The 15,568-nt window shown below is 60.5% G+C and carries 16 protein-coding genes and 1 pseudogene; 8 read left to right on the top strand and 9 right to left on the bottom strand.

From position 1 onward, the window contains the following. Positions 1 to 32 precede the first annotated feature (32 nt). On the bottom strand, positions 33 to 1,523 hold the full coding sequence (locus J2Y86_RS00720; protein WP_253427339.1) for an aldehyde dehydrogenase: 1,491 nt from the start codon (positions 1,521 to 1,523) through the stop codon (positions 33 to 35). Between the two features lie 210 nt (positions 1,524 to 1,733). Beyond that, entirely contained in the window at positions 1,734 to 3,110 is a 1,377-nt protein-coding gene (locus J2Y86_RS00715) for a glutamine synthetase family protein (RefSeq protein ID WP_253427337.1), read from the bottom strand. Between the two features lie 280 nt (positions 3,111 to 3,390). Here J2Y86_RS00715 and J2Y86_RS00710 point away from each other — a divergent pair, with 280 nt between their 5' ends. The 5 genes from J2Y86_RS00710 to J2Y86_RS00690 all read left to right on the top strand — a co-directional run bounded on the left by J2Y86_RS00710 (position 3,391) and on the right by J2Y86_RS00690 (position 8,891). Next, on the top strand, positions 3,391 to 4,152 hold the full coding sequence (locus tag J2Y86_RS00710; protein WP_253427335.1) for a gamma-glutamyl-gamma-aminobutyrate hydrolase family protein: 762 nt from the start codon (positions 3,391 to 3,393) through the stop codon (positions 4,150 to 4,152). A gap of 396 nt (positions 4,153 to 4,548) precedes the next feature. Continuing rightward, the gene (locus J2Y86_RS00705) at positions 4,549 to 5,691 is read left to right on the top strand and encodes an ABC transporter ATP-binding protein (RefSeq protein WP_253427333.1); all 1,143 of its coding nucleotides are present in this window, start codon (positions 4,549 to 4,551) and stop codon (positions 5,689 to 5,691) included. A gap of 29 nt (positions 5,692 to 5,720) precedes the next feature. Beyond that, positions 5,721 to 6,602 carry an ABC transporter permease subunit gene (locus J2Y86_RS00700; protein WP_253440054.1) on the top strand — a complete coding sequence of 294 codons (882 nt, stop codon included), beginning with the start codon at positions 5,721 to 5,723 and terminating at the stop codon, positions 6,600 to 6,602. Further along, positions 6,599 to 7,483, top strand: coding sequence for an ABC transporter permease subunit (locus J2Y86_RS00695; protein ID WP_253427331.1), 885 nt, complete (start codon positions 6,599 to 6,601; stop codon positions 7,481 to 7,483). The genes J2Y86_RS00700 and J2Y86_RS00695 overlap by 4 nt, the downstream gene beginning before the upstream one ends. A gap of 310 nt (positions 7,484 to 7,793) precedes the next feature. Continuing rightward, on the top strand, positions 7,794 to 8,891 hold the full coding sequence (locus J2Y86_RS00690; RefSeq protein ID WP_253427329.1) for a polyamine ABC transporter substrate-binding protein: 1,098 nt from the start codon (positions 7,794 to 7,796) through the stop codon (positions 8,889 to 8,891). A 256-nt stretch (positions 8,892 to 9,147) separates the two neighbouring features. Here J2Y86_RS00690 and thpR read toward each other — a convergent pair whose 3' ends face one another. Beyond that, positions 9,148 to 9,687, bottom strand: a complete 540-nt coding sequence (thpR, locus tag J2Y86_RS00685; RefSeq protein ID WP_253427327.1) for an RNA 2',3'-cyclic phosphodiesterase — start codon at positions 9,685 to 9,687, stop codon at positions 9,148 to 9,150. Between the two features lie 60 nt (positions 9,688 to 9,747). On the opposite strand from thpR, the gene J2Y86_RS00680 reads away from it, so the two are divergent. Continuing rightward, complete coding sequence (locus J2Y86_RS00680) at positions 9,748 to 9,942, top strand: hypothetical protein (protein ID WP_253427325.1); 195 nt, start codon at positions 9,748 to 9,750, stop codon at positions 9,940 to 9,942. Between the two features lie 15 nt (positions 9,943 to 9,957). Here J2Y86_RS00680 and J2Y86_RS00675 read toward each other — a convergent pair whose 3' ends face one another. After that, positions 9,958 to 10,311, bottom strand: a complete 354-nt coding sequence (locus J2Y86_RS00675; protein WP_214384220.1) for a DUF1428 domain-containing protein — start codon at positions 10,309 to 10,311, stop codon at positions 9,958 to 9,960. Between the two features lie 17 nt (positions 10,312 to 10,328). After that, positions 10,329 to 11,396: a hypothetical protein gene (locus tag J2Y86_RS00670; RefSeq protein ID WP_253427323.1), complete on the bottom strand. Its 1,068-nt coding sequence runs from the start codon at positions 11,394 to 11,396 to the stop codon at positions 10,329 to 10,331. Positions 11,397 to 11,832: 436 nt separating this feature from the next. On the opposite strand from J2Y86_RS00670, the gene J2Y86_RS00665 reads away from it, so the two are divergent. After that, on the top strand, positions 11,833 to 12,093 hold the full coding sequence (locus J2Y86_RS00665) for a hypothetical protein (protein WP_253427321.1): 261 nt from the start codon (positions 11,833 to 11,835) through the stop codon (positions 12,091 to 12,093). A 10-nt stretch (positions 12,094 to 12,103) separates the two neighbouring features. Here the strand turns inward: J2Y86_RS00665 and J2Y86_RS00660 are convergent, their stop codons facing one another. Both J2Y86_RS00660 and J2Y86_RS00655 read right to left on the bottom strand, forming a co-directional pair. Then, a complete protein-coding gene (locus tag J2Y86_RS00660; protein WP_253427320.1) occupies positions 12,104 to 12,271 on the bottom strand; it encodes a hypothetical protein in 168 nt (55 codons plus the stop codon). A 51-nt stretch (positions 12,272 to 12,322) separates the two neighbouring features. Continuing rightward, positions 12,323 to 13,213 carry a LysR family transcriptional regulator gene (locus J2Y86_RS00655; RefSeq protein WP_253427318.1) on the bottom strand — a complete coding sequence of 297 codons (891 nt, stop codon included), beginning with the start codon at positions 13,211 to 13,213 and terminating at the stop codon, positions 12,323 to 12,325. Positions 13,214 to 13,348: 135 nt separating this feature from the next. On the opposite strand from J2Y86_RS00655, the gene J2Y86_RS00650 reads away from it, so the two are divergent. Further along, positions 13,349 to 14,767 (top strand): MFS transporter, encoded by a 1,419-nt coding sequence (locus J2Y86_RS00650; protein ID WP_253427316.1) that lies wholly within the window; start codon positions 13,349 to 13,351, stop codon positions 14,765 to 14,767. A 24-nt stretch (positions 14,768 to 14,791) separates the two neighbouring features. Here the strand turns inward: J2Y86_RS00650 and J2Y86_RS00645 are convergent, their stop codons facing one another. Together J2Y86_RS00645 and J2Y86_RS00640 are read right to left on the bottom strand one after the other, a co-directional pair. After that, complete coding sequence (locus J2Y86_RS00645) at positions 14,792 to 15,241, bottom strand: cupin domain-containing protein (protein ID WP_253427314.1); 450 nt, start codon at positions 15,239 to 15,241, stop codon at positions 14,792 to 14,794. 150 nt (positions 15,242 to 15,391) lie between these two features. Continuing rightward, positions 15,392 to 15,496 (bottom strand): annotated as a pseudogene (locus J2Y86_RS00640) (DUF1801 domain-containing protein); the annotation flags it as partial. Positions 15,497 to 15,568: the final 72 nt, after the last annotated feature.

Genomic DNA, 15,568 nt, shown 5'->3' with positions numbered 1-15,568 from the left:
AGCACGTGCTGGCGACCGCCGTTGTAGAAGTGTCAGAGCTTGATCCAGGTCGCTTTGAGTTCGGTGTATTTGTCGAACGCGTGCAGCGATTTGTCCCGACCGTTACCCGACTGCTTGTACCCGCCGAACGGCGCGGTCATGTCGCCGCCGTCGTACTGGTTGACCCAGACGCTGCCGGCGCGCAAGCCGCGGGCGAAGGTGTGGGCCTTGCTCAGGTTGCTGGTCCAGACGCCGGCGGCCAGGCCGAAGATGCTGTCGTTGGCGATGGCCAGGGCCTCTTCCTCGGTATCGAAGGTGATCAGCGACAGCACCGGGCCGAAGATTTCTTCACGGGCGATGGTCATGGCGTTGGTCACGCCGTCGAAAATCGCCGGTTCCACGTACAGGCCACCGGTGGCTTCGAGGGTGCGGCTGCCGCCCGCGATCAGTTGCGCGCCCTGGTCTTTGCCGACCTGGATGTAGCGCAGCACGTTGTCCAGTTGACGCTGATCAACGACCGCGCCGACGGTGGTTTCCGGGTCCAGCGCATGTCCCGGTTTCCAGGCTTGCAGCGCTTCCACCAGCAGCGGAATGAATTGCTCGCGAATCGAGCGCTCCACCAGCAATCGCGAACCGGCGGTGCAGACTTCGCCCTGGTTGAAGGCAATCCCGCTGGCCGCTGCTTGCGCGGCCGCGCGCAGGTCCGGCGCGTCGGCGAACACCACGTTCGGGCTCTTCCCCCCTGCTTCGAGCCAGACGCGTTTCATGTTGCTTTGGCCGGCGTAGATCAGCAGTTGCTTGGCAATCGCGGTCGAGCCGGTGAAGGCCAGCACGTCGACGTCCATGTGCAACGCCAGCGCCTTGCCGACGGTGTGGCCGTAGCCCGGCAGGACGTTGAACACGCCTTTCGGAATGCCGGCGTCCAGCGCCAGTTGAGCGATGCGGATCGCGGTCAGTGGCGACTTTTCCGAAGGCTTCAGGATGAACGAGTTGCCCGCTGCGAGGGCCGGGGCGAACTTCCAGCTGGCCATGATCAACGGGAAGTTCCACGGCACGATGGCGGCGACGACACCGGCAGGTTCTCGGGTGATGAGGCCGAGTTGGTCGTGCGGGGTGGCGGCGACTTCGTCGTAGATCTTGTCGATGGCTTCGGCGCTCCAGCGGATCGCGTTGGCGGTCGCCGGGATGTCGACATTCATCGAGTCGCTGATCGGTTTGCCCATGTCGAGGGTTTCGAGCAGGGCGAGTTCTTGCTGGTTGGCCAGGATCAGGTCGGCGAAGCGGATCAGGATGCGCTTGCGCTCCACTGGCGCCAACCGCGCCCAGATGCCGGATTCGAAGGTGCGGCGCGCGACGGCCACGGCTTCGTTGGCATCGGCTTCGTCGGTGCTGGCGACGTTGGCCAGGAAGCGACCGTCGACCGGGCTGATGCATTCGAAGGTGTCACCGCTGAGTGCGGCGCGGTATTGGCCATCGATGAAGGCGCGGCTTTCGATGGTCAGGGACTGGAAGCGTTGTTCCCAGTCGCTGCGAGTGTTTGTCATGGTTGTGACTCGACGCAGAGGAATAGGTGGTCGTTGGGTGAATGCCCATCAATTCAAAATTGAAATGCGGTCCCTGTGGGAGCGGGCTTGCTCGCGAAAGCGGTGTGTCAGGCAACATCAGTGCTGACTGATCCACCGCTTTCGCGAGCAAGCCCGCTCCCACATTTGATGGGTGGTGTACGCAGAAAATGCGAACACCACTTGGAACAATCAAACGGTGTGCAGGTACCAGTTGTACTCAAGGTCCGAGATGGAGTTCTCGAACTCGGCCAGCTCGCTTTCCTTGCACGCCACGAACACGTCGATGTACAGCGGGTCGATGTATTTGGCCATGACTTCGCTGTCGTCCAGCTCGCGCAGTGCATCGCGCAGGTTGTTCGGCAGGCTTTGTTCGTTTTGCTCGTAGCTGTTGCCTTCCACCGGAGCACCCGGTTCGATCTGGTTGGTCAGGCCGTGGTGAATACCGGCCAGTACCGAAGCCATCAGCAGGTACGGGTTGGCATCCGCACCGGCGACGCGGTGTTCGATGCGCACCGAGTCCGGCGAACCGGTTGGCACACGTACCGCAACAGTGCGGTTGTCGATGCCCCAGCTCGGCGAGTTCGGCACGTAGAACTGCGCGCCGAAACGGCGGTACGAGTTGACGTTCGGGCAGAGGAACGCCATCTGCGCCGGCAGGGTCTCGAGCACACCGCCGATCGCGTGTCGCAGCGCGGCGTTCTGCTCGGGATCCTCGCTGGCAAAGATGTTGTTGCCTTCTTTGTCGAGAATCGAAATGTGCACGTGCAAACCGTTGCCCGCCTGGCCCGGATACGGCTTGGCCATAAACGTGGTGTCCATCTCGTGGTCGTAGGCGATGTTCTTCACCAGACGCTTGAGCAACACCGCGTAGTCGCAGGCCTTGATCGGGTCATTGACGTGATGCAGGTTCACTTCGAATTGCGCCGGGGCGCTTTCCTTGACGATGGCGTCGGCAGGAATGCCCTGCTCTTTCGCGCCTTCGAGGATGTCTTGCAGGCAATCGACGTATTCGTCGAGATCGTCGATCAGGTACACCTGAGTCGACACCGGACGTTTGCCCGATACCGGCGAACGCGGCGACTGCGGCCGACCGTTCACGTTGTCCTGGTCGATCAGGTAGAACTCCAGCTCGAATGCCGCGCAGATGGTAAGGCCCATCTCGTCGAATTTGCGCACCACATTCGCCAGCACTTCACGCGGATCGGCGAAGAACGGCTGACCTTCGAGTTCGTGCATGGTCATCAGCAATTGCGCGGTTGGGCGCTTCTGCCACGGCTCAATGCTCAGGGTGCCCGGGATGGGGTAGCAGATTCGATCCGAGTCACCGATGTCCAGACCCAGGCCGGTGCTTTCCACCGTAGAACCGTTGATGTCCAGGGCAAACAGAGACGCCGGGAGGTTGATGCCTTTTTCGTAAACCTTATGAAGACTGGTGCGTTCGATGCGCTTGCCGCGCACCACACCGTTCATATCCGCAATCAGAAGGTCGACGTACAAAACCTCAGGATATTTCTTAAGGAATGCGTTTGCTTCGTTGAGTTGAACGGTACGCAGAGGGACCGACATGATGCACCTATTAGCTGTTAATTATTATGTTCACTACCTTGTTGCGAGCCCAGTCAACCCGAACGGCAAAGTGAAGTCAATAGCGAACACCCAGCCTCTCATCCTTTATTTTCGGGCCTTTTATGGGCACGATAGTGCCAAATGAGCCTTGAACCCCACGCAAAGACTAGCGATCGGACGTGCGGCGTTTAGAATTTTTTACATGAGAGTTGTTAATTAAAATCAACAAGGCTAAGCTCCGGAAAAGCTCGTTCAAGTGTGAAACTTCGAGGTGATAAAAATGGCATTCAAGCCATTGATCGGTGTTACAGCGTGCGTCAAACAGATTGGCCTGCACCCCTACCACATCAGCGGTGACAAGTACTTGCGTGCTGTCAGCGTCGCGGCTTTGGGGCTGCCTGTGGTCATTCCTTCCTTAGGCGAACTGACCGAAATCGAGGATGTGCTCGCGCACCTTGATGGTCTGTTGCTGACCGGCTCGCCGTCGAATGTGGAGCCTTTCCACTATCAAGGCCCGGCCAGCGCTCCCGGCACGGATCACGATCCGGCGCGGGACGCCACGACCCTTCCTTTATTGCGTGCAGCCATTGCGGCGGGCGTTCCGGTGCTCGGCATCTGCCGCGGCTTCCAGGAAATGAACGTGGCGTTCGGCGGCAGCCTGCACCAGAAGGTGCATGAACTGCCGGGCATGCTCGATCACCGCGAAGCGGACAGTCCCGAGCTGGCGGTGCAATATGCCCCGGCACATGCGGTGACGGTGCAACCGGGAGGTGTGTTCGAAGCACTGGAGCTGCCGGCCGAGTTCAGGGTCAATTCAATTCACAGCCAGGGCATCGACCGCCTCGCGCCCGGCCTGCGCGCCGAAGCGATTGCGCCGGACGGTCTGATCGAGGCGATTTCGGTGGACCACAGCCCGACGTTTGCCGTCGGTGTGCAGTGGCATCCGGAATGGCAGGTGCTGTCGAATCCGCCCTATTTGAAAATTTTCCAGGCGTTCGGCGATGCATGCCGGCGACGGGCCGCGCTGCGTAAAACCCGCTGACCCAAACAACCAATTGACTGCCCCCGCGAGTTTGGCGGGCGTGCCTTTGCACGTCCGTGACTCGCGAAAACAACACACTGCAATAACAACAAGTACGACCCAGGCAGCCAGGACGGCGGCGCCGAATAAGCCCAGGCCGGGCGATGCCAGTGAATCAAACGCAATTCCCCCTGTGGGACCGAACTGTGGCGAGGGGATTTATCCCCGCTGGACTGCGAAGCAGGCCCAAGATTTTGGGGCGGCTTCGCCACCCAACGGGGATAAATCCCCTCGCCACAGCTAGCTCCCACAGGGGATCACCGTTGAATTGACTGGCGTCGTACAGCCCAGGGCGTGCAATCAACTCTTAAGTCAGGCCGCGTTGGCCCGACGACTGAAACCTGTTGGGAGTTTCACATGGCAAACGCCTCCAGCATTTACAGGAAGGCTCTTGAAGGTCACCCGTCACCGAAAAAGGTGCTGGTGAAAGTCGACCGCGTCACCAAGAAATTCGACGAAACCACTGCGGTGGACGATGTCTCGCTTGAGATTCATCAAGGGGAAATCTTCGCCCTGCTCGGCGGTTCCGGTTCCGGCAAATCGACGCTGCTGCGCATGCTCGCCGGCTTCGAGCGCCCGACCGAAGGGCGGATTCTGCTCGATGGCGTGGACATCACCGACATGCCGCCGTACGAACGGCCGATCAACATGATGTTCCAGTCGTACGCCCTGTTCCCGCACATGACCGTCGCGCAGAACATTGCCTTCGGCCTCAAGCAGGACCGTTTGCCCGCCAGCGAAATCGACGCCCGTGTGGAAGAGATGCTGCGCCTGGTGCACATGACTCAATACGCCAAACGCAAACCCCATCAGTTGTCCGGCGGTCAGCGTCAGCGTGTGGCCCTCGCCCGCTCCCTGGCCAAGCGTCCTAAGCTGTTGCTGCTCGACGAACCGATGGGCGCTCTGGATAAAAAACTGCGCTCGCAGATGCAGCTGGAACTGGTGGAAATCATCGAGCGAGTCGGTGTGACCTGCGTGATGGTGACCCACGACCAGGAAGAGGCCATGACCATGGCCGAGCGCATCGCGATCATGCACCTGGGCTGGATCGCCCAGATCGGCAGCCCGGTCGACATTTATGAAGCCCCGGTGAGCCGCATGGTCTGCGAATTCATCGGCAACTCGAACGCCTTCGAAGGCACGGTCGTGGAAGACCTCGAAGGTCACGCGATCATTCACAGCAAGGATCTGGAACAGAAGATCTACGTCGGTCACGGCGTCAGCACGTCGGTGCAGGACAAGTCGATCACCTACGCGATCCGTCCCGAGAAAATGCTGGTCAGCACCACCCAGCCCGAAAGCCGCTACAACTGGTCCCAGGGCAAGGTGCATGACATCGCCTATCTCGGTGGTCACTCGGTGTTCTACGTCGAATTGCCCGGCGGCAAAGTCGTGCAGTCGTTCATGGCCAACGCCGAACGCCGTGGCGCGCGTCCGACCTGGAACGACAAGGTCTACGTGTGGTGGGAAGACGACAGCGGCGTGGTACTGCGCTCATGAAAACACTCAATCAGCGGTTCATGCGGCTGATGCCGAGTGGTCGAAAGCTCGTCATCGGGATTCCGTTCCTGTGGCTGTGCCTGTTTTTCCTGTTGCCGTTCTTCCTGGTGATGAAGATCAGCTTCTCGGAAGCGGCGCTGGCCATTCCTCCTTACTCCGAGATCTACACCTTCGCCGAACAGAAATTCCAGCTGTTCCTCAACGTCGGCAACTACCTGCTGCTGACCGAAGACGAGCTGTACATCTCGGCTTACTTCGGCTCGTTGAAGGTCGCGTTTTTCAGCACGCTGATGTGCCTGGTGATCGGCTTTCCGATGGCCTACGCGATCACCAAAGCGAGCAAGGAAGCGCAAAACGTCTTGCTGCTGTTGATCATGATGCCGACCTGGACCGCGATCCTGATCCGCGTGTATGCGTGGATGGGCATCCTCAGCAACAACGGCTTGCTCAACGGGTTTTTGATGTGGACCGGGCTGACCGATCACCCGATCGAGATCCTCAACACCAACACGGCCGTGTACATCGGCGTGGTTTACGCCTACCTGCCGTTCATGGTGTTGCCGTTGTACGCCAACCTGGTCAAGCACGATCAGAGCTTGCTGGAAGCGGCTTCGGACCTGGGTTCGAGCAACTTCAACAATTTCTGGAAAATCACCGTGCCGCTGGCCAAGAACGGGATCATCGCCGGTTGCATGCTGGTGTTCATTCCGGTGGTCGGTGAGTTCGTGATTCCGGAACTGCTGGGCGGCCCGGAAACCCTGATGATCGGTCGGGTGCTGTGGCAAGAGTTCTTCAACAACCGTGACTGGCCGGTGGCGTCTGCCCTGGCGGTGGTGATGCTGTTGATCCTGATTGTGCCGATCCTGTTGTTCAACCGTAGTCAGGCCAAAGAGATGGAGGCACGAGGATGAAACGCTTCGGATTTTCAAAGTTCATGCTGATTTTCGGCCTGTCGTTTATCTACCTGCCGATGCTGATTCTGGTCATCTACTCGTTCAACGCCTCGAAACTGGTGACGGTGTGGGGCGGCTGGTCGTTGAAGTGGTACGCCGGTTTGCTCGACAACACCCAACTGATGGGCTCGGTGGTGCGCTCGCTGGAAATCGCCTGCTACACCGCGATTGCGGCGGTAGCGTTGGGCACACTGGCAGCGTTTGTGCTGACTCGCGTGACGCGTTTCAAGGGTCGTACGCTGTTTGGCGGTCTGGTGACCGCGCCGTTGGTGATGCCGGAAGTGATCACCGGTCTGTCGTTGTTGCTGCTGTTCGTGGCCATGGCGCAGCTGATCGGCTGGCCGAAGGAGCGTGGCATCGTCACCATCTGGATCGCTCACACCACGTTCTGCGCCGCTTATGTCGCGGTGGTCGTTTCCGCCCGCCTTCGCGAGCTGGACCTGTCCATCGAAGAAGCGGCCATGGACCTCGGGGCGAAGCCGTTCAAGGTGTTTTTCCTGATCACCATTCCGATGATCGCGCCGTCACTGGCGGCCGGCGGCATGATGTCGTTTGCCCTGTCGCTCGACGATCTGGTGTTGGCGAGCTTCGTCTCCGGCCCGGGCTCGACGACCCTGCCGATGGAAGTGTTCTCGGCGGTGCGTCTTGGCGTGAAGCCTGAGATCAACGCCGTGGCCAGCCTGATTCTGCTCGCCGTTTCGATCGTGACGTTCATGGTCTGGTACTTCAGCCGCCGCGCCGAGGCCTCCCGTAAACGGGCGATCCAGGAAGCGATGGACCAGACCGCCAGCGAATCGTGGCAGCAACCGAAAAAGCAGATGGTGGAAGCGACGGTTTAGTGTCGTGGTTGAAGAGGTAATTGAACACAAGACCTGTGCAGTGAACACAAAACCTGTAGAGAGGGGATTTATCACCGTTCGGCTGCGAAGCAGTCGTAAACATGTGTACTCGGTGAACCTGATACACCTCGGTTTCAGGTTTTGGGGCCGCTCCGCGACCCAACGGGGATAAATCCCCTCGCCACAGGTTTTGTGTTTACTCCACAGGTTCTGTGTCTACTGGGGAGGTTTTGGGTTTGCTGCACAGGTTTTATGTTCGCTGCAGTTTTGCTGTGTGATTTTGAATAAAAAAAGAAATGGAGTTGTACCGATGAAAATGTTTGGCAGGACTCTGCTGACACTGTCCTTATTGGGCGCGATCACCACGGTTGCCCAGGCCAATGACAAGGTTCTGCGCGTCTACAACTGGTCGGATTACATCGCGCCGGACACCGTCAAGAAGTTCGAAGACGAGACCGGCATCCGCGTGACCTACGATGTGTTCGACAGCAATGAAACCCTTGAGGCACGCCTGCTCGCGGGCAAATCCGGCTACGACATCGTCGTGCCGTCCAACAGTTTCCTGGCCAAGCAGATCAAGGCCGGCGTGTATCAGGAACTGGACAAGTCGAAGCTGCCGAACTGGAAAAACCTCAACCCGGTGCTGCTGAAAAATGCTTCTGCCAGTGACCCGGATAACGGTCACGCCTTCCCGTACATGTGGGGTTCGATCGGCATTGGTTTCAACCCGCAGAAGGTCAGGGAAGTGCTCGGCGCCAACGCCCCGACCAACTCCTGGGACTTGCTGTTCAAACCGGAAAACGCGGAAAAACTGAAAGCCTGCGGCATCAGTTTCCTGGATTCCCCCACCGAGATGCTGCCCGCGGCCCTGCACTATCTGGGCTACCCGGTGAACTCGCAGGACAAAGCGCAGATCGCCGAAGCGGAAGCGCTGTTCATGAAGATCCGGCCGTCCGTGGCGTACTTCCATTCGTCGAAGTACATCTCCGACCTGGCCAACGGCAACATCTGCGTGGCGGTCGGTTACTCCGGCGACGTGTTGCAAGCCAAGGCCCGCGCACAGGAAGCGGGCGACAAGGTGAAGATCGACTACAGCATTCCGAAAGAAGGCGCCGGCAGTTTCTACGACATGGTCGCCATCCCGCGGGATGCGGCGAACGTCGAGAACGCCTACCTGTTCATGAACTTCCTGATGCGCCCGGACATCATCGCCGAGATCACCAACAACATCGGCTACAGCAACGCCAACGCAGCGGCGACGCCATTGGTGGATGAAGCGATTCGCAATGATCCGGGGTCGTATCCGCCGTTGGCCGTGATGGCGACGTTGTATGCGATTCCGGACATGCCGATTGGGGTTCAGCGGGTGATGACGCGCGGCTGGACGCGGGTAAAGCTCGGGAAATAGTCGCTGAATCCGAAATCGCCATCGCGGGCAAGCCCGCTCCCACAGTGGTCGGTAGTGAATACCCATTTATGTACGACGCCGATCCCTGTGGGAGCGGGCTTGCCCGCGATGAGGCCATCACATTCAACATAGATGCTGGCCGCTTACCGCTTTCCGTTCACGCAGCGCCTTACCACCGCTGCACTCCTCTCTGACGAACGGCCTCACCTGGCTTCCTCGGTTCAGGTGAATTTGGCGCCCTCCTCGGGCGCTTTTTTTATGCCGGAACCAGCGGCCATTCGGCCAGCGCCCGATAACGGCCCTTGTGGGATTCGAACAACACAAACCGGTCCGCCCGCAGAAAAAACTCCGGCGGCGTCGCCGATTCAGGCACCGGCGCCCGATAGTCACGCATCAACGTCAGGTGTGGCCGGAACTCCTTCGGCGCCTCTTCAAAACCGAACGGCAACACCGCCTGCTCCAGCGCATACACCAGCCGCAACAACTCCGGCGGCGCTTGCTCCGGCGCGAGGACCAGCACCCCTGCCCTGCGCCAGACATCCAGCCGATCCAGCGCCACCCGCAACGCCGTGCCCGGCACACGCACCTTGGCTGCCGCCGTGCAGATGTGTGCAATCTGTGCCACCTCCACCGCGCCCAAAAACAGCAGCGTCAGGTGAAAGTTCTCCGCCGGCACCGGGCGTCCTGTGCGCAACCCAAGGGCGCTGCGCCACTGGGCAATGGCCTTGCGTTGCTCGGGCGGGCAAGCCAATGCGAAAAACAGCCGTTTGACCGGCTCCGGGGTTTCGTCGCTCACGCCTGGCACCTCCTGACATGCACGTTATAGTTGAACCAACCGAATCTACGGGAGGGGGCCATGCGAGAGATCATCAGCAAAGAGCCATGGTGGGCCATGCCACCGCAACCGGGTCAGGATGAGTCAGAGCTGGAATGGGGCTGGCTGGTTCACTATAGCGAAGGTGAGCCGCGTTTCGAGTTCGTCAGGGAGCGACCGACGGACAGCGAGATCCGTCATCGAAAAAGTTGCAGGATCACCCCGGCGTCGGAGTGATCCCGTGGTTGAGATTCAAGCCTTCACAATCATTTCAAAACCGCCGAACACCAGGCGCTGACCATCGAACGGCATCGGATTGACGTCCGGCTGCATCCGCGGATCGTTCATGAGTTTTTCCATCCCGGCGTCGCGGGTCGCCTTGTCCGGCCAGATGATCCAGGAAAACACGACGGTTTCGTCTTCCTTGAGTTTCACCGCCATCGGAAACGACGTCACCTTGCCGTCAGGCACATCGTCACCCCAGCACTCGGCGAGGCTCAGAGCGCCGCTTTCCTTGAAAATGGCTGCGGCGGTTTCGGCGTGTTTCTTGAATTTTTCGCGATTGGCGGTGGGTACGGCTGCGAGGAAGCCATCAACGTAGGACATGGTCGTTTCTCCTTGGGTTATGGGTCGATCTGCGGGTTAGTCGGTTGGGGCGGACTCCAATCGACAGCGCCGCTGCCCGAACTGACCGACGGTACTTCGCCACTCCCCGCCAGATTGCCCTCGATCTGACTGGCCATGTACAACGTCCCCGCCATCACACCGGTGGTCGGGTTCTGCACCATTTTCATCCAGGCCTTGTCGAATGTGTTGCCCAGGCTGCTGCGAATCAGCGCCTCGCTGTCCGGCCGATCACTGGCCTGAATCAACGCGCGAATTCCCGCCACGCCCACGGTAATCAAGCCCCCGGCGAGTTTTCCCGCCGCCGCGGCCACGGCACTGGCGGCACCGCGCGGGACCATTTCAGCTTCCATTCGCTTACTGGCGCGCTTGGCCACGGGCGCCATGGCGGTGTCGGTCGAATCAACGCCCTTGTCACCGCCGGCCTTGTGGATCTTGTCAATCAGCGCCGCGTAGGCCGGCAGTGTGTTCAGCGGTTGGGTTTGCACGACCTGGTACAGCGAAGCGTCACGCGCGGGGGGCGGCCCCAGGGCGATGGCCGGGATTTTCTGGATGCGGCCGTTGAGTTGCGCCATCGGCACGCCGTGGCGCTGGGATATTTTCTGTAGCTCTTCCTGAAGAATGTCCACGTAGAACGCCGTTGCCAGGCCAAGGATCTGGTCGGGATCAATCTCGACCGCGACCGGGGCCAGCACGCGTTTCTGGTATTGCTCCAGCAGATAGGTCGCCAGGCGCTTGACCGAGGCATCCTGCTCGCCCTTGGCGCTGAGGGTGTACCAGCTGACTTTCATCGACAGCCATTCCTGGGTCCAATAGCTACTGAACCAGGGAATGAAGTTTTCCTCGGTGAGTTGATAGACCCGGGTGCGCCAGTAATCCATGGCGCCACGCGAGTAGATTCTTGCCTGTTCGGTGGCGGACTGGGACGCCGCGACGATGTCCCGATCGACCTGCTGCCAGGTGATCGGGGAAATGATCACTGGCGGCGCTGGCGCCGGCGCGCGCGCAGGCATGACGCATCCCGCCAACACCAGCAGCACGGCGACGATCAGCGAACGCAGGTTCAAGATCGCATGTCCTACAGTCTTCCCCCGAACAGGATATCCGGGGGTTAAAACACCCTGATTTGAGTATAGGCGGTGGTGGGTGCCCGGTTTGAGGTTGATGGTGTTGCTGAGGGCCTCTTCGCGGGCAAGCCCGCTCCCACAGTGTTCGGTGGTGAGGCGCAAATTTTTGAACGACGCTGATCCTGGGGGAGCGGGCTTGCCTGCGATGGGGCCCTCAAGATCACCACAAACCCCGACCATCACTTCCGTCGATATTCACCATCGCCGCGAATGCCTTCCGCTCAAAATCCGTCAGCGTAGGATCAACCTCAACCCCACACAAAAGCCCCGAACCGGAGGGCCAAACCATGTTGATCCACCTGCTTACCTGCCTGGCCCTGACAGCCTTCACGCTGACCGTTTTTTCGTGGTACGTCCTGACCGAGGAGCGCACATCATGATCCACACCGTCACCCTTGCCGTGAGCTTCCCGGTGTTCGGCAACAACTACTACTCGCAGCAGGTCGTCTCGCGCAAAGTGCTGTCGCTGGTGTTCGACAAGAATTTCGAAGCGCTGCTGATGCCGGCCGCCGCCAACCACTTCAGCAACGAAGTGGTCGGGCTCAACGATCAGTTCCGCTTCTTGAATGATGTGCTGACCGAACACCTGCTGGATGCCGAACTGGCTCAGCATTCGGCTCGTTCGTTCACTTTTTGAGGCTGGCCGGTCAACGCCATTCAGTGACATAGGCCGGCTCGACCCTACAAGCGCCCTCCGGCACCGGTGACAGCGGTGCCAACTTGATCGGCAACACACCCGCCCAGATCGGCAAATCCAGATCCGCGTCTGCGTCCCTCGGCCCGCCCGTGCGGATCTTGCAGGAAAACTCGTTCATCAAGACACGCAACACCGTGGTCGCGGCTATTTCCTGCGCGTTGCCACGACGCTATTGCCCACAGACCTCACGGACACACCCTCGTAGCCAGCGATGCACCGGATCGGCATCCAGTCGCGGATGCCAGAGCATCGCCACGGTGAACTCCGGCATGGAAAACGGCAGCGCAAAACTGTGCATGCCCGCCCGCAGGCTTTCGGTGTGACGCTCGGGCACGGTGGCGATCAGGTCAGAGGCGCGGGCGAGCGCCAACGCGGTCGAGAAACCGGCAACGATGGTCACGATCTGCCGTTCCAGTTGCAGCGTTGCCAGCCCTTCATCGACTGGCCCCTTGTCGAGCCCCCGCCGCGAAACACTGATGTGGCCGCCCGCCGCAAAACGTTCCGGGGTGATCTCGCCCTGGCTCAGCGGGTGCCCCTCGCGCACCACGCCGATGAAACGGTCGCGAAACAAACCCTGGGTGCGCAGCTCCGGCCCGGCGGCCTTCCCCACCACACCGGTTTCCAGATCGACAGTGCCGTCACGCAGCGACGTGCTGTCCTTGTCGGGTTTGTGCATGAAGCGCAGGCGCACGCCGGGAGCTTGTTCGGCGAGGCGGGCAATGAGCGGCGCGCCGAAGTTCTCCACAAATCCCTCACTGGTGCGCAACGTGAACGTGCGCACCAGTTGTTTCAGGTCTGGCTGCTCGGCCGGACGCAACACCGCTTCGGCGTCCTGCACCAATTGACTGACCCGCTCGCGCAGTTCCAGCGCCCGAGGCGTAGCGACGAGCCCACGCCCGGCCCGGACCAGCAGCGGGTCGCCCGTGGTTTCACGCAACCGCGCCAACGCCCGACTCATCGCTGAAGGGCTCAACCGCAAGCGTTTGGCCGCGCGCGCCACGCTGCCTTCGGCGAGCAGCACATCGAGGGTGACCAGCAGATTGAAATCGGGAGTAGACATGGATCGCCCCGTGGCAGAGTGAGATGGCGCTGAACGCACGAGTACAGTGCAAACCGTGCGCCTTCCGCCATGTTAGGCGCCGGCGTAGATTTCTGACAACTCCGCTTCGGGAGTGGAAAGATCAAGAGAGACAGCATGAAACCAACCATTGCCCTCGTAGACAGCGCACCCCAGACACCCTCCGTGCGGTGGGCGCTGATCAGCCTGTCGCTGTCGATGCTGCTGTCATCGCTCGGCACCAGCATCGCCAACGTGGGGTTGCCAACGCTGGCGCAAGTATTCGACGCGACATTTCAGCAAGTGCAGTGGATCGTCATTGCTTATCTGCTGGCGATCACCACCCTGATCGTCAGCGTCGGTCGTCTCGGTGACCTTGTCGGTCGTCGACGGCTGCTGCTCGGCGGCATCGGCGTGTTTACCCTGGCCTCGGCGCTGTGCGCTGGTGCGCCGACACTGGGGGTGTTGATTGGCGCCCGGGCCCTGCAAGGGCTTGGTGCGGCAATCATGATGGCGCTGACCATGGCTTTCGTCGGCGAGACGGTGGCGAAGGCCAAAACCGGCAGTGCCATGGGTTTGCTCGGGACGATGTCGGCGATCGGCACCGCGATGGGGCCTTCGGTCGGTGGTTTGTTGATCGCCGGTTTCGGTTGGCGGGCGCTCTTTCTTGTCACGGTGCCCTTGGGCCTGATGACGTTGCTGCTCGCCTATCGCTATCTGCCCGCCGACCGCCAGAAGCCAGCAACCGGGCACACCGGTTTCGACAGCTGGGGCACGCTGGTGCTGGCGCTGACGTTGGCGGCGTATGCCCTGGCCATGACCCTCGGTCGCGGCCACTTCGGGCTGTTCAATATGGGTTTGCTGTTGGCGGCGGGGGTCGGCGTGGGGCTCTTCATGTTCATCGAGACGCGAGTCGCCTCCCCGCTGATTCGTCTGGCGATGTTTCGCAACCCGGTGCTGAGCGCCAGCCTGGCCATGAGCACACTGGTGGCGACGGTGATGATGGCGACGCTTGTGGTCGGGCCGTTTTACCTCGCCCATGGACTTGGACTGGAAGCGGTTTTGGTGGGACTGGTGCTGGCGGTCGGGCCGTGTGTCGCGGCGTTGACAGGTGTGCCCGCCGGCCGGATCGCCGACCGTTTCGGCGCACAACGGATGACGGTCGCTGGGTTGATTGCTATGGCCATCGGTTGCTTCACGCTGTCGGTGTTGCCGCTGACAGTCGGCATCGGCGGCTACGTTGCGCCGATGGTGATCATCACACTCGGCTATGCCGTGTTCCAGACGGCCAACAACACCACCGTCATGTCGGATGTTGCGCCAGACCAGCGTGGTGTTGTTTCGGGCATGCTCAATCTGTCGCGGAATCTGGGATTGATCACGGGTGCATCGGCGTTGGGCGCCGTGTTCGCAATCGCCTCGCAGGCGGCCGACATCACCCTGGCGCAGCCCGAGGCCGTGGCCCACGGGATGCGGGTCACCTTCGCGGTAGCGCTGGGGCTGATCGTGGTTGCACTGGCTGTTGCGATGTTCGGGAAATGCCGTGACCGTCAATAACGCTATCGACGGTCACGCTGGGCCTTACTGTTTGATCACCACCAGCGGCTCACCTTTTTTCACGATGTAAGTCGCCAGCTCCGAGGCTTTGGCTGCGCCAACATTCTTCGCGATATGCGCAGTGCCGGCCGGAATGTACAGGGAGTCACCGGCCTTCAGCGTTACCGGGGCTTGCCCTTCCAGTTGATATTCGAACGTGCCGTCGATGACGTAAGCCACTTCCACGCCGGGGTGGGAGTGGTTGGGGGATGCGACGCCCGGCTCGAAATCAACCCGTACCTGGATCACTTCGCGACCTTCGACATCGAGATCCTTTTTCAGGAGATCGGTGCGATGAATCCCTGTCTGCCAGCTTTTTGCAGGGGCTTTCACTTCTTCGGCCTGAGACACGCCGGAGAACGCAGCGAGTGCGGCAGTGGTGACAACAGCGACGCCAAGCATTCTGGCGGTGTGACGAGCATTGATGCGGAACATGGCAATTCTCCGGTTTTTACCGTTGTGGTGCCCCCATTAGGCCGTCGCCGTGTATCCCGTACGTGTCGCGGATGCCGTGGTTTTGTAAGCGAAGATAGCTCTGGCCGCGAGGGATACGTAGGGATACAAACCGGTCGATTCACCTGGAGGTGTTGAGAGCACCACCGCCGCACGAATGAGCGCCTTCAGCGCCTTTTCATCAATCGCATCGCCCTCATGCAGATCAATCGCCCGTCGGGTATTACCTTCCAGAGAATAATCGTCGCTTCAGTATTGCCGATTTGCGCAATCTCTCCAGCCGCAACGTGACCGGCTGGCCGCACGAGG

The organism is Pseudomonas migulae, assembly GCF_024169315.1.
GTDB classification, from domain to species: Bacteria; Pseudomonadota; Gammaproteobacteria; order Pseudomonadales; family Pseudomonadaceae; genus Aquipseudomonas; species Aquipseudomonas migulae_B.
The sequence above is the reverse complement of the archived record's forward strand: the minus strand, read 5'-3'. Positions and strand labels throughout refer to the sequence as shown.